Here is a 14479-nt window from a genome sequence, read left to right as displayed (position 1 = left end):
ATGTCTCGAGATTTTCATAAAGAACAGCCGAATAACCCCATGCATGGGGTTACACTGGAGATGGTTATTACGCGCTTGGAAAGACATTATGGATGGAAGGAGCTTGCGCGGTTAATCCGATTGAATTGTTTCGCAAACAATCCCAGTATTAAGTCAAGTCTTCAATTTCTTAGACGAACGCCATGGGCTAGGGAAAAAGTAGAAACACTGTATATGGAAACGAAATTTGAAGATAGCAACTATCCTTCAGAAGGGTAATGATTCCATGGCTCCTTGTTCGCCATCAGTGGCAAATTTCTTAAGCGCATATTGTTGGCCGCGCATAGTGCATTGGCTATCGCAGCGCTAGTCGGACCCTGTGCTGCCTCACCTGCACCTACCGGTCTTTCGTCGGGTCTGTCAATAATTATCACCTCGGTTTTAGGTACATCGGAGAAGCGCATAATGGGATACTTTTCCCAAGTATCGCTTTGTATGCCCTGTTCTGAATACTTGACCTCTTCGAATAGTGTCCAGCTTGCCGATTGAATCATACCTCCTTCTGTTTGATTTTTTAGTCCATCTGAATTAATCGTTTGACCCGCATCAATGGCACCTGTTAACTTAATGACTTTAAAAGTTTTATTTACATGGTCCACGGCGACCTCGGCCACCACGGCAAAGTAAGCTGCTTGGTTTTTATATTGCGCAAATGCAAGTCCAAAACCAATCCCTTGCCGTTCAGTTCGTTTATCCCACTGAACCTTATCACATACCGCTTTTATAACGGCAACTGCTCTCGAATCGCTTAAATGCTTTAAACGAAATGCTGCAGGGTCTTGCTGAACCGTCAACGCCAATTCATCGATAAATGACTCCAAAGCGAAGATGTTTGCGTAGGCACCCAGGCTTCGCAGGGCAGATGTGCGTAGGGGGCCTTGGTAGGCATGAGCTGTAACCTTTAGGTCAGCGATGCTGTAAAGGGGAACGGCGTTTCGATAAGCACCGCCCGACACACCTGTTCTTTCAATGGATCTCTTTGGGTGGATATATCGCGCTGCTAAAAGTAGAGAAGCATCTCCTCCAGGGCGGACACTATGGGTATCTGACCATAAATCGCTTTCCAGGTAACTGATTTTTCCATCTTGAAGACCAGCCCGTAGATGAATGCGCATAGCGGATCCGTACGGCTCCCAAAGATGTTCATCTTCACGCATCCATTGCAAGCGAACAGTTTTCCCGGGGAGTGCAAGCGAAATTAGGGCCACATCTGCCGCTACATCATCAGCGCCATTATGACCGTAACAGCCCGAACCCGCAACACCGATAACATGGATTGATGCTTCCGGGAGATCCAGCAGATCGGACAGACTTTTCCTTAGGGGATAAACACCTTGACTATGTGTCCATATTGTTAAGCTGTTTGAATCCCACTTTGCCAATGCGCAAGAGGGACCGATAGACCCGTGCATATGATAGGGACGTGTATATACGGCTTCAATCTGTGATAAGGTAGATTTATCTATTTCTCCTCTTGCCTCTACTACCTTTCTGTCCCCATTAACACGGGCCATATCCTCAAATAACGTCGATTGAGAAGGCAAAGGTTTTGATTTCCATTTAGTGAAAGATCGCAAATACTCCCATGCTCGGATGGCTTGATATTCTTCTTCTGCCACGACGGCTAGAAAATTACCATTTCGAATTATTTTCTTCACTTCGGCTATTTTGGCAAGCTCTTTTTCGGGAAAAGATACGAGTTCGGCATCATAGACGGGAGGGCGAATTATTCGAGCATGCAACATTGCAGGGAATCGCAGGTCTTGTATATAATAAGGGGTACCTGTTACCATGGCCTGTATATCATCGCGAGGGATATCTTTACCGATGAGCCGATAATCTTTCGGATTTTTAACGGGTGCGCTCCCTGTAATTTCGCCTTGGATATTTTCTCCCTTGAGTAATTCCCAATAGCTTATGGCTTTTTGAGGCTGCGATGGATCAAGAACGAGTCCATCTCGAACGGTAAGTGACTCCATTGGCCGATGCAGCCTTTCGGAAGCCATTTTAGTCAATTGATAACGGGCTTCGGCTGAAGCTTGACGGATACTCATTCCACTATTTTCGATGGAAGCACTCCCCGCTGTATATCGTTCGTCAGGTGTAAGCTCGGTATCCGCTATAATGATTTCAATACGGTTGAGCTCAACATCCAGTTCTTCAGCAGCAATTTGTTTCAGCGCAATACGGATTCCTTGGCCAAGCTCCATCTTCCCGGTCAGCAAGGTCACTTTTCCCTGATCGTTTAATCTTAACCAAGCATCAATGCGGTTGCTATTTATGGATTTTGTGGTTCCTTTGCCTGATGTGCAATAAAAAAGCGGAAAGAGGTGAAAGCCGATAATAAGTTGCCCCGTCTTCGCTATAAAGTCTTTTCTATTCATAGCTGGGTCCTTAACCTAAGGGAGGCTTGACGGACCGCCCGTATAACACGATTATGACTGCCACAGCGACATAATACCCGCTGCAGAGCTAGTCGGATTTCTTTATCCGTTGGGTTTGGATTCTCCTGTAACAAAGCTTTCGAGGCGATAATCATACCATTGATACAATAACCACATTGAGCTGCCTGTTCTGTGATAAAGGCTTCTTGGACCGGATCAGGCTGCTTGTTTTGGCCCAGACCTTCCAACGTCGTTATCGACACATTTTCAAGCGAATTGCACGGTCGTTTGCAAGAGGGCATAGCTACGCCGTCCAATAGTACCATACAGGAGCCGCACCGCTCGATACCACAACCATACTTCGGTCCATTAAGCTGCAAGTTGTTTCGCAATACATACAGTAAGGGTGTATCGGGTGCTACCTTTAATGAATAGTTCTTACCATTTACCTTTAGGTTAATCATACGCATGGTTTATCTACTGAAAAAGAGAAAATAATTTCATCTATTCTTCACTTTAAAATAACTGATTCCCAATAAATTTGTTTGAAAGAACCGAAAATTCGGAAAAATAGACTAGGTTTGAAAGAAAACCAATAGAATTTATCGATGCATACCATTAAAACTGCTTTATTATCATACGGAATGTCAGGTAGTGTATTCCATGCACCCTTTATTGATTTACATCCAGGATTTTTGTTGACCGGCTCTTGGGAGAGAAGTAAAAAACTTATTCAAAAGGACTATCCCGATGTGACGAGTTATCCGTCTCTTGAATCTATTTTAAACGATGAATCAGTTGAATTGGTTATCGTCAATACACCAACAGGGACGCACTATGATTTTACAAAGAAGGTGCTTGAAGCGGGTAAACATGCAGTTGTTGAAAAAGCGTTCACCATCACAGCTGCAGAAGCTACAGCCTTAGAGGCACTGGCGAAGGAGCGTGGACTCAAACTAGCGGTTTTCCAAAACCGCCGATGGGATAGTGATTTTAAAACCGTTAAGAAGATCGTGAAATCAGGTGTTTTGGGGGAAATTGTAGAAGTCACGTTTTCTTATGAGGCCTATCTCCCCAAATTGAATACAAAGGCGCATCTGGAAGAACCTTCTCCTGCTGCTGGCCTGATAAGGGATCGTGGTCCGCATATGATTGACCAGGCTCTCTCCCTTTTTGGCTATCCCAAGGCTATCTTTGCAGATTTAGCAATTATGCGAACCAACTCACAGGTAAATGACTACTTCGAATTGATTTTGTACTATGCGGATAAGCGAGTACGTTTAAAAGGTGGTTTTCTTGCCAGGGAGATGGCACCGTCGTATATCGTTCACGGTAAAAATGGTTCTTTCTTGAAAAGCAGGGCAGATAGGCAAGAGGATCGGCTCCTGGCAGGTGAAAAGCCAGATACAACGAGCTGGTGTGAGGAACCTGAAAGTGAATGGGGCATACTGCATGCCGAACGAGATGGTAAGGACTTTAAAGAGCGAGTTCCTTCTGAAAAAGGAAATTATCTTGATTTCTTTGAAGGAGTTTACCAAGCGATCGTTAATCAGGAAGCCGAACCGGTTACGGCAGCTGAGGGCGTTCAAACCATGAAGCTTATTGAAGCGGCTATTGAAAGCGCGCAAAACGGTGCTGTTGTGCAATTATAAGGAAGCCTTCATTTTCAGTAATTAGCTATACAGTTTTTTGAATAAAGCTGATAGCTGCCTAGTGGTTTCCGAAGGTTCCGTATTAAAAATGACCTTGAGCTTAGAAATATTCTCCGTGGAAAATTTTATCTTCGATTGAGTATTCATAATAAGCGCGCTACTAGCGACATGAGGATAGATGTTGACAACCAAGGTAAGGTGTTTACAACTATTAGAATAGAAAGGGCTTTTTTTGGACGCGCTTATAAGTAAAGAAGAAGGGAGCAAAATGAGAGGATTTCGATTTTCGGAATTTCTTCCGAGTGATATGCCTAAAGGAGGCTTCGATAACCTGTTAAAATTGTTTAGTCAATTACTCAACTATACAGCAGGTGATGCGGCAGAAGCTCTGGCATGGATGAATGAGTTGGATAAGCAATATAAGCTGACCGACGACGAATATGGGATGGGCGATTTCATCGAAGATCTCAAAAATAAGGGCTATCTCCAGGAGAATCCTTTGGATGGTTCGTTTCAAATTACCCCCAAAACAGAACAAACGATCCGACAGTCGGCTTTAGAAGAGATTTTCGGGAAGTTGAAGAAATCGGGCAAAGGAAATCATGGAAGTAATCGTAGTGGTGTAGGTGAAGAGAAAAATGCGGATCGTCGAGAATATCAATATGGCGACAGCTTGGACCAAATTGATATGACGGCTTCGATTCATAATGCACAAATCAATCACGGATTACAGAATTTCACCTTGACCGAACGCGATTTAGAAGTCGAAGAAAGGGATTATAAAACACTTACCTCTACCGTGTTGATGATTGATATATCACACAGTATGATTTTGTATGGAGAGGACCGAATTACACCGGCAAAGAAAGTGGCGATGGCTTTAGCCGAGCTTATTCGGACCAAGTACCCTAAAGATACACTTGATATTGTGGTTTTTGGAAACGACGCCTGGCCTATTACCTTGAAAGATTTGCCTTATCTTCAAGTGGGGCCCTACCATACAAATACCTACGCCGGTTTAGAACTGGCAACCGATTTATTGCGAAGACGAAAAACGCATAATAAGCAAATCTTTATGATTACCGATGGTAAGCCAACTTGTCTGAAGGAACATGGAAGGTACTATAAAAATAGTATGGGTTTGGATCGCAAAGTGGTTAATAAAACACTCACCATGGCGGCACAATGTAAGCGATTAAAAATACCAATTACTACTTTTATGATCGCTAGGGATCCCTATTTGCAGCAATTTGTTCGTCAGTTTACACAGGTTAATGGCGGTAAAGCTTTTTATAGCTCGCTAAATGGACTGGGTGAGTATATTTTTGAAGATTATATTAAAAATAGAAGAAGAACGGTAAGGTGATGAGCCATTAGCCTTTAGGTGTTGGCTATTAGCTGAAGGTCTGCGAGTCGAAAGTACTAAACTCCGACGAGAGATAGAATGGCTAAGGTAAAACTACAAGGTGGATGGTTGATAACTGATAATAACAAGGCTTTGGGCTAATTTCTAAAGCTAATTACTCAATATAACTATGGTCAAGACATTAGGTGAATTAAAAGCAGCTGGATATAAAAGTAGATCGGTAAAAGAAGAATTACGAGAGAACCTAATCAAACAGTTAAAAAGTAAAGAAGAAGGGTTTGAAGGGGTTTTAGGCTATGAGGAAACTGTTATCCCTGAACTGCAAACCGCCATTCTTTCGCAACACAATGTTCTTTTATTAGGCTTACGTGGGCAAGCAAAGACACGAATAGCGCGTTTAATGGTTAATTTGCTCGATGAATATATACCTTACGTGGCGGGAAGTGAAATATTTGATGATCCGATAAACCCCATTTCCTGGTTCGCTAAGCAAGAGATAGAAAAAAAAGGGGATGATACGCCGATTGCGTGGTTGCATCGCAGCGAACGTTATACCGAAAAATTGGCGACACCGGACGTAACCGTTGCTGATTTAGTGGGTGATGTAGATCCGATTAAGGCTGCGACCCTCAAACTTACCTATAATGATGAACGCGTTATTCATTTTGGATTGATACCGAGGGCGCATCGTGGAATCTTTGTAATTAATGAGCTGCCGGACTTGCAGGCAAGGATACAGGTAGCCCTTTTCAATATGTTACAGGAAAAGGATATCCAAATTCGGGGCTTTAAGTTACGGTTACCTTTGGATATCCAATTTGTTTTTACGGCTAATCCGGAAGATTATACGAATCGAGGGTCTATTGTAACCCCATTGAAAGATCGGATAGAAAGCCAGATATTGACACATTATCCAAAAACGATCGATATATCAAGAGCAATTACTTTTCAGGAAGCCCGACTTTCTTCTCAACAAAAGATGCTCATTGAAGTCGATAGACTGTTGAAAAATTTGGTCGAACAGGTGGCTTTTGAGGCTAGGAAAAGTGAATTTATTGACCAAAAATCGGGGGTGTCCGCTCGGTTGACAATTTCGGCCTATGAAAATTTGGTCAGTACAGCAGAGCGACGGATGCTATTATCGGAAGAGGAGAGAACTTTTACTCGGATCGCCGACTTAGTTGGCATTATCCCGGCTATCACAGGGAAGATCGAATTAGTATATGAAGGTGAATTGGAAGGTCCCGTTCATGTTGCAAACAAGCTGATTAGCAATGCGATTAAAACCTTGTTTGCAGAATATTTCCCTGATCCGGAAAAAATAAAAAAAACTAAGGCCAGCAATCCTTATCAAGATATTATCGATTGGTTCACGGCAGGAAATAAATTGGATATTAATGATGCTTTGCCCACGGAAGAATATGCAATGATCTTAAATCATGTGCCTGGTTTAAAGACGGTTGTGAAAGATTTTCATAAGAAATTGACGGACAACCAAACGTTGCTGCTCATGGAATTCGTTTTACACGGATTGGCAGAATATTCTCAACTCAGTAAAAATATGATGAATGGCGGATTTGCTTTTTCAGATATGTTCGGTAGCCTTTTTAACTCTTCATTTGAACAGGATGATGAAGATGAATTGGATGATGAAGATTTTAGGTAGCTTAGGGATCATCTGCTATATTTATTCTACAGAATAAGTTTCACCGGTGATATACCAATATTCACTTATTTAAAATAAGTCTAAAAAAAGTTGACAAATTTTTAAACAAATTGTACGTTTGTGCAAAATTTGTTTAACTAGATTTATTCTAAATAAAGTGAAAAGACTACTATCATTCAACCTACTCGTCGTACTTAGTCTCTGTTTTACACACTTAACATTTGCGCAAATTAAAGGGACGGTACTTAATCAATCGAAGGAGCCAGTTGTGGGCGTATCACTGTGGATTAAAGGGACACGTACAGGTGGGAAAACGAATAGCACAGGGGGCTACGAAATTCAAGGCATAAAAGAGGGTGAGTACACATTGGTTTTATCAGCTGTTGGAATTGAGAAGCAAGAGCGACTGATTCGTTTTAATGGGACTGAGCTTGTCGAAAATTTTAGGGTACAAGCAACCAATGAGCAACTGCAAGAAGTAATTATTTCCAGCCAGAAGAAACAATACAAGGTAGATACCACGTCTACGAGCTTGCGCTTAAACGAGCCGCTATTGGAAATTCCTCAAAATATTCAAGTTGTAACCAACAAGGTGCTAGCGGATCAACAGATTGTTAGTATGAGTGATGGACTGATTCGTAATGTCAGTGGAGCCGTTCGCTTAGAGCATTGGGGAGATTTATACGCGAATATCAACATGCGCGGATCGCAAATTCAAGCTTTTAGAAATGGATTCAATGTGGTTGGCTCCTATTGGGGGCCTCTAACAGAGGATATGAGCTTTGTAGATCATATCGAGTTTGTTAAGGGACCCGCAGGGTTTATGCTGGCGAATGGGGATCCGAGCGGATTGTATAATGTGGTTACCAAAAAACCTACGGGTATTACAAAAGGAGAGGCGAGCTTTACAATGGGCAGTTTTGATTTATTTAGAGGAACACTCGATTTAGATGGGAAGTTGAGTAAGGACGGTAAGCTATTATATAGACTAAATGTGATGGGGCAAAATAAAGCCTCGCATCGCCCTTATGAATATAACGATCGATATAGTATCGCACCGGTAATTTCTTATCAAGTGGATGAGCAAACGAAACTGACGGCTGAATATACACTGCAACATGTACGGATGACCGAAGTAGGATCTTATTACGTGTTTGGGCCTGAGGCGGGTGGCTATGCTACATTACCGGTAGATTTTACGATGACGAACCCGGGTATTCCACCAACGAACATCGATGATCACAGCTTATTTCTAACCTTAGAACATAAGTTCAATGATCATTGGCGATTAACGGCTCAAGGATCTTATTTCTTCTATGATCAAGTAGGCTACAGCTCTTGGCCGTCAAAGGTTAATGCGGATCGAACGGTGATTAGAAATGTTGGTATCTGGGATGCGCAAGGGCGTATGGGATTGGGACAGGTTTTTGTTAATGGAGATGTACAAACAGGTCCGGTTCGGCATCGTATTCTTGCGGGTGTTGATATGGGTAAAAAGACATATATTGCTGATTGGGGGCAATCACATGATTTAGATCGTGACAGTGCCACCTTATATTTCGATCCACTGAACCCTTCTTATGGGGTACCGAGTAACGGATTGCCAAACTTTGATCGAAGTACGAGTTTAGAAGCGAGGGCTTTGGCAGCAGGAGGATTGCAAGGGCAGCGTTATACGGGATTGTATTTTCAAGATGAATTAGGTTTTTTTGAGAATAAACTAAGATTGACCCTGGCGGGGCGCTACACCTATGTTCGTCAATATTATGGTGAAAGCGCGGACGAAGCAAAACGTTTCACACCGCGTTTAGGATTAAGTTATTCGATTCATCAAAGTGCGTCGGTTTATGCTGTTTATGATCAGGCTTTTGTTCCGCAAAGTGCTTCTGGAACGATTGAGAATGATGGAAAATTAAAACCGATAACGGGTAATAATACGGAATTTGGAATTAAGAACGAGTGGTTTGATGGCAACCTAAATACCACTTTATCTGTTTACAGGATATTGAAGAACAACGAATTAACTACGGGGCCGAACAGTACACCTACGAATCCTACAAGTATTGTGCTAGGACAGAAAAAAGCGCAAGGCTTCGAGTTCGATGCAAGAGGAAGTATTGGTTCTAATTTGCGTATTGTTGCGAATTACGCCTACACGGATTCGAAAGTTAGTAAAGTGACGCCCGGCGTAACAAGTGTGACGGTGGGCCAAGTAATGCCAGGCTTCGCTAAGCATGTAATTAATGGGTGGTTAAATTATAAGTTGCCTGTCAAAGCACTAAATGGCGTAGGCGTTTCTTTGGGTTATACCGGGTTGCTCAATCGTGCAACAGACAATTGGGGTGAAGGACAACTTCGGCTGCCGGACTATCATAAGGTAGATGGTGGAATTTTCTGGGAAGGAAGGAAAATGCGTATAACGGCCAATGCCTTTAATATATTTGATAAATACTTATTCAGTGGTTCTTATTATGATTGGCTGAGTAGTTATTACTGGCAAACCGAAGCACCACGGAATTACCGTTTGAGTGTCGCCTATAGTTTTTAAAAAACAGGAGTGCCGGATAAAATAGGTCGGCGCTCCTGTTTTCAATGAGCGACTTCCTTTTTCTTTTCAAAGCTATAAATTAGATAAAATAGTGCCGGTAAAATGAAAATACTTCCCAGCAGAAGTGCCCAGGCTAAGGCTTCTATCGTTTTATCTAAACCGGCATCCTCGATCAAGGATAGCGAAGCTCCGTCTTTTAAAAGTATAATCTTTGGAAAATGAATGTAAGTTGCCGCTAATAAAATCATGCTTATCTGGAATCCCGCCAAAAGCCTAATGAGAATACCTGAATTCCTATCTAAAGATAGCCACAGGAATATCAATGAAATACTCGCCGCCCCCATAGCTAGTGAACCGATCCAGTGTCCGAAAATCCAATCCAATAAGGGTATTTGTTCGTAATGTGCGGCAATAAAAACGAGCCCGCCCGCGAAAAAAGCAGCTACAATCATTTTTTTTGCCACGCGGATAAAATGTTGCTTATCTTCCTGCAAATGTACTTCCCCGATGATATAGATAGCCGCTAGAAATCCACAAATGCATACCGTAAAAAGGCCAACAGCAATGCCGAAGCCGTTTAACCAGCTATAGACATACGCAGACAAAAAATCCGCTGCTTGTACATCAATCTTTCTGCTCACCGTGCTGGCTGCAATAATGCCAAGAAAAAAGGGGGTAATTGCGCTGGAATAGACGAATATACGGTTATAAATGCTTTGCATATGATCATCAACAGCATCGTAATTTCGGAAAACAAAGGCCGTTCCTCTGGCAATAATTCCAAGCAACATGGCTGTCAATGGAATATGGATAAAGATGGACATTGTTGTATAGATTTTTGGAAAGCCAACGAATAGAATAACAATGGCTATGATAAGCCACATATGATTAGCCTCCCAAATTGGGCCGATAACACGGTACATGGTGTGCCGTGTTTTACTTTTATGCTCGCGTTTACTTATTAATTCGATAATGCCGGCACCGAAATCGGCTCCACCTAAAAGCAGGTATAACCAAATGGCAGTCCAAAGAAAGGCAATAACTACATATAACATATTCTTAGCTTTTTTTGTTGGCCGATAAGCTAAATAGCAATAACCTGGCTATAGCGAATAACCTATATATCATAAATCTTACCAACCATTTTAATTTGGCGATAAAGCAGAAAAGCTACGATAATCGACAAAGAAAGATAAACAGCGGTAAATAAATAAAATGAATAAACAATACCTGGCATCGGAGTAACGGCATCCACCGTTCGCATAATACCATAAATAATCCACGGTTGACGTCCTATTTCGGTTACCATCCAACCAGCTTCAATGGCGATAAAACCCAAAGGAACGGCAATAATAAATAAATTCAAAAGCCAATGGGCGCCAAGCCATGAACGTTTTTTGACGAGTGCAATGAAATAAATGATCGATAACGTGAGCATAAGCATTCCCAAACCGACCATTACTTGAAAAGCATAATGGGTGATAGCTACCGGTGGATGAAAATCTTCCGGAATTTTATCCAGGCCGGTAACGCTGGCTTTGCTGCTACCATGGGCCATCCAACTAAGTAAACCGGGTATCTTTAGCGCATATTTTACGTCTTTTTCCTTTTCATCGACAAGCCCACCGATAATGAGCGAAGCTTCTTCCTCCGTTTTGAAATGGGCTTCCATAGCTGCGAGCTTAGCCGGTTGTCTTTTTGCAACATCTTTGGCGGATATATCGCCGCTTAGTGGTTGCAGTACGGCGGCAATACTTGCAAAAATCGCCGCAATGCGGAAGGCTTTCTGATGAAAATGGATATTCTTTCCCTTCTTAATCATGAGCGCATGAACGCCCGCTACGGCAAAACCAGTTGCTGCGAAGGCGGCTAAGGTCATGTGAAGTGCTTGTGAAAACCAGGCATCATTGAACATCGCTTCTATTGGATTGATGTTCGTATAGGAACCGTTGATGTAGTCGAAGCCGGATGGACTATTCATCCACGCGTTAGCGGCTACCACTAAAATTCCTGATGCCAGGCCACTTACCCCGACGATGACACCTGTGAACCAATGAAACCAAGGATTGAATTTATCCCAACCATATAAAAAAAATCCTAAAGCAATGGCTTCAATGAAAAAGGCTGTGCCTTCCAACGAAAAGGGCATGCCAAAGATGGGTCCTGCATGTTCCATAAAGGTTGGCCAGAGCAAACCTAGCTCAAAAGATAGAACCGTACCTGAGACCGCTCCGGTAGCAAAGAAAATAGCCACCCCTTTGCTCCAAGCTTTCGTCACATTTTTATATACCTGCTCGCCTGTCCTGAGCCATTTATAATGAGCTATTGCCATAAAGAAAGGCATAACCATACCAATGCAGGCAAAAACAATATGAAAGCCAAGTGAGAGGGCCATTTGGGAACGGGCGGCGAGGAAATCGTCCATAACGAGCGTTTATTAAATGAAATAATGCAAAGTGCTACTGAACTTCCTCAAAGATAAGGCTTATGGCGGTAATAGATGCATTTTCTGAACGAATGAAACAGGAATTTTTTATTTAGAATGAATATATATAACCGTTTGTTTAGGAGATTTAATCCAAGCTTTTGCCTAGGTATCCGTTTCGTTTATGGCTTGGACAATTGCCGCCAATAATTGATCATTCCCCAAGAAGCGGCTCCTTCATAGGTAAGGGTTTTATCGGGAGCTATCTTTACAAAATACATGCCTGTCCAATTGAAAGGAGATACATCGGGGAAAGTTGGGTAACCGCCACTGATAATAATTTCATTAATGGGATGGTGGGTGGATATTAAGGTGATCTGGTTGTCTGTTGGCGTATTTTGCAGGATTTTTGTTAAGCCTTTAAATAAATCTCCATGGTTATGTGAAGGATGATTCAAGGTGCTATCTTGTATAATTGGTAAGTTAAGTTCCATGAGCTCGGCCGTCTCTATTGCCCGATTAAATTCGCTGGAGTAAATGCGGCTAATTGGATAACCCAATGCTTTAAGATTGACGCCTAATTCGCGGGCACGTGTTCGGCCTTCTTCGTTTAATTGGCGCGCTAAAGCTGTGTCCTTTGATTTCCACCAGTTGGCAGGACCGGCATCGTTGTGATTTAAGGAGTAATCCACACCTTGATCGGCATCGGCGTGGCGTAAAACCAGCGCATAGCTCTCGTTGTTGACCGGTAGCTTTTGTAAGGTTGCCCAACCCTTCAAATAAGAATTATAGGGATCGGTAGCCCCTTTTCCATTATAGGTGATTTGCGGTTTATCATGATTGGTATCAGTAGCACCTAATAGATAAAAGCGTGTTTTGTTCGTAGGTTGTTCTCGTGGCGCAATGTCGATGGCGACTACCTCGCCGGATGTTACTCGTTTTACCAGCCCATTAGCGTCTATATTGATACGACTATCATCTGCACTGAAAACGGCCTCTCTGTTCGTCATTATCTGAAAATTGTTTTTGTTTACGAAAAGGAGTTTTCCATCATATTCAGCCGATGTAATTTGGATACCGGGCAATTCATTGTTGTCATTCTTTTTACAGGCTGCTAAAAGAAATAAGGATACCCAAAGGGTAATTGCGAAATAATTTTTGCGAAGCGGAAAGCGTGTCATCTTTTTATCGGGACCTGGTTTAATTAATTTATTCGTGGCTCCCTTTAATAAAAATACGATGAAAAGGATGATTTATTTGCCCCTGTAGGTATTCGTTGAAGAGCAGAACTGTTTATATCATAAAAATGCGCATATTTTTTTCAAAATGTGCGATAATATGCCACAAAACGAATGTAAATTGTGGCATATATAGTGAAATAATGAAGTTTAGTTCGCTTCAAGATTTAAATTGCCTACGCTGACATGAACGTCTACACGGGCACCACCTCCATTCAATTTTCCGACCACACGATCTTTTTCCTTTGTTCCTGAAAAATTTCCTAGAGAAGGAAGATTAACTTTTCCTGCTGATAAGTTTAGATCCAGACCTTTATCCATAGGAAGTTGAAGGTTAACACTGCCGGCGGAAACATCAATCTTGAGGTACTTATCCACATTTACCATATTTACCGACGTACTACCGGCACTTGTGGCTAGGTCCGCACTTCCCGTCATACGGTCAACGCGAATGCTCCCGCCGGAAGTTTTTGCAAGTAACTCACCGCTGATATCGTTGGCTCCTATACTCCCGCCACTAGTTTGCGCATCAATTTTTCCTTTTAAGTTGCTCAACTTAATGGAACCTCCTGATGTATGTAGTAATAGATTTCCCGCAACGTCAGCCGCATTGATACTTCCACCACTGGTTTTTAAATTAACATTGTTCTTTACCTGGGCTATTTTAATGCTTCCACCGGATGTTTCTCCTTCAATGAGTCCATTAATACCGTTGATAGAAAGACTACCGCCGCTGGTTTTCAATTTCGCAGATGCTGCTTGCGGTACATAAGCTCTGAAGGAAATGGATACTGATTTTCTCCAATTTTTAAATCCGTTTTTTGGCTTTGCTGTGGCTACGAGCTGTCCATTATCGGTGCTGATTTGTAGGTCATAATCCTGTAGACGTTGCTCGATTTCTTCTTTAGTTAAACGGTTATTCCCGTTATTTCCCTGGACAAATACCTCCAAGCGCGCTTGCGACCCGGCTACTCCCTCCACCGTTAGACTCCCACCGGAGGTTTGTAGATTCACTGAGCGGATATTTTCACTTGCAAGCGATTTCGTTAAATAAGGAGAGGTATTATCTTGTGCCGATGCCAAAAAATAGCTGCTATAAATGGCAATAAAAAAGAGAGAGAGCTTTTTCATGATTTTTTATTTAAAAGACGCAAACAAAAA

The 14479-nt window shown here is 42.2% G+C and carries 11 protein-coding genes; 5 read left to right on the top strand and 6 right to left on the bottom strand.

What is annotated here, in order from left to right; all coding sequences use genetic code 11:
* Window positions 1-258 (top strand): VF530 family protein, encoded by a 258-nt coding sequence (locus RYH73_RS02925; protein WP_335311765.1) that lies wholly within the window; start codon window positions 1-3, stop codon window positions 256-258.
* On the opposite strand, the gene RYH73_RS02920 is transcribed toward RYH73_RS02925, so the two are convergent.
* Together RYH73_RS02920 and RYH73_RS02915 are read right to left on the bottom strand one after the other, a co-directional pair.
* The gene (locus tag RYH73_RS02920; protein WP_335311764.1) at window positions 240-2423 is read right to left on the bottom strand and encodes a xanthine dehydrogenase family protein molybdopterin-binding subunit; all 2184 of its coding nucleotides are present in this window, start codon (window positions 2421-2423) and stop codon (window positions 240-242) included. The two genes, RYH73_RS02925 and RYH73_RS02920, sit on opposite strands and share 19 nt — an antisense overlap.
* Entirely contained in the window at window positions 2420-2887 is a 468-nt protein-coding gene (locus RYH73_RS02915) for a (2Fe-2S)-binding protein (protein WP_335311763.1), read from the bottom strand. Before RYH73_RS02915 ends, RYH73_RS02920 begins: the two co-directional genes overlap by 4 nt.
* Window positions 2888-3031: 144 nt before the next feature.
* On the opposite strand from RYH73_RS02915, the gene RYH73_RS02910 reads away from it, so the two are divergent.
* From RYH73_RS02910 to RYH73_RS02895, 4 genes are all read left to right on the top strand, one after another.
* Entirely contained in the window at window positions 3032-4075 is a 1044-nt protein-coding gene (locus RYH73_RS02910) for a Gfo/Idh/MocA family oxidoreductase (RefSeq protein WP_335311762.1), read from the top strand.
* Window positions 4076-4343: 268 nt separating this feature from the next.
* Complete coding sequence (locus RYH73_RS02905; protein ID WP_335311761.1) at window positions 4344-5441, top strand: vWA domain-containing protein; 1098 nt, start codon at window positions 4344-4346, stop codon at window positions 5439-5441.
* A 169-nt stretch (window positions 5442-5610) separates the two neighbouring features.
* On the top strand, window positions 5611-7107 hold the full coding sequence (locus RYH73_RS02900; protein ID WP_335311760.1) for a sigma 54-interacting transcriptional regulator: 1497 nt from the start codon (window positions 5611-5613) through the stop codon (window positions 7105-7107).
* Window positions 7108-7264: 157 nt separating this feature from the next.
* Window positions 7265-9655, top strand: a complete 2391-nt coding sequence (locus RYH73_RS02895) for a TonB-dependent receptor (RefSeq protein WP_335311758.1) — start codon at window positions 7265-7267, stop codon at window positions 9653-9655.
* Window positions 9656-9696: 41 nt separating this feature from the next.
* Here RYH73_RS02895 and RYH73_RS02890 read toward each other — a convergent pair whose 3' ends face one another.
* The 4 genes from RYH73_RS02890 to RYH73_RS02875 all read right to left on the bottom strand — a co-directional run bounded on the left by RYH73_RS02890 (window position 9697) and on the right by RYH73_RS02875 (window position 14449).
* Window positions 9697-10710, bottom strand: coding sequence for a cytochrome d ubiquinol oxidase subunit II (locus RYH73_RS02890; protein WP_335311757.1), 1014 nt, complete (start codon window positions 10708-10710; stop codon window positions 9697-9699).
* Window positions 10711-10772: 62 nt separating this feature from the next.
* Window positions 10773-12080: a cytochrome ubiquinol oxidase subunit I gene (locus RYH73_RS02885; protein WP_335311756.1), complete on the bottom strand. Its 1308-nt coding sequence runs from the start codon at window positions 12078-12080 to the stop codon at window positions 10773-10775.
* 182 nt (window positions 12081-12262) lie between these two features.
* The gene (locus RYH73_RS02880) at window positions 12263-13261 is read right to left on the bottom strand and encodes a histidine phosphatase family protein (protein ID WP_335311755.1); all 999 of its coding nucleotides are present in this window, start codon (window positions 13259-13261) and stop codon (window positions 12263-12265) included.
* Between the two features lie 207 nt (window positions 13262-13468).
* Window positions 13469-14449 (bottom strand): DUF4097 family beta strand repeat-containing protein, encoded by a 981-nt coding sequence (locus tag RYH73_RS02875; RefSeq protein ID WP_335311754.1) that lies wholly within the window; start codon window positions 14447-14449, stop codon window positions 13469-13471.
* Window positions 14450-14479: the final 30 nt, after the last annotated feature.

Source organism: Olivibacter sp. CPCC 100613, from assembly GCF_036959255.1.
In the GTDB taxonomy this organism is placed as follows: Bacteria; Bacteroidota; Bacteroidia; order Sphingobacteriales; family Sphingobacteriaceae; genus Olivibacter.
The sequence above is the reverse complement of the archived record's forward strand: the minus strand, read 5'-3'. Positions and strand labels throughout refer to the sequence as shown.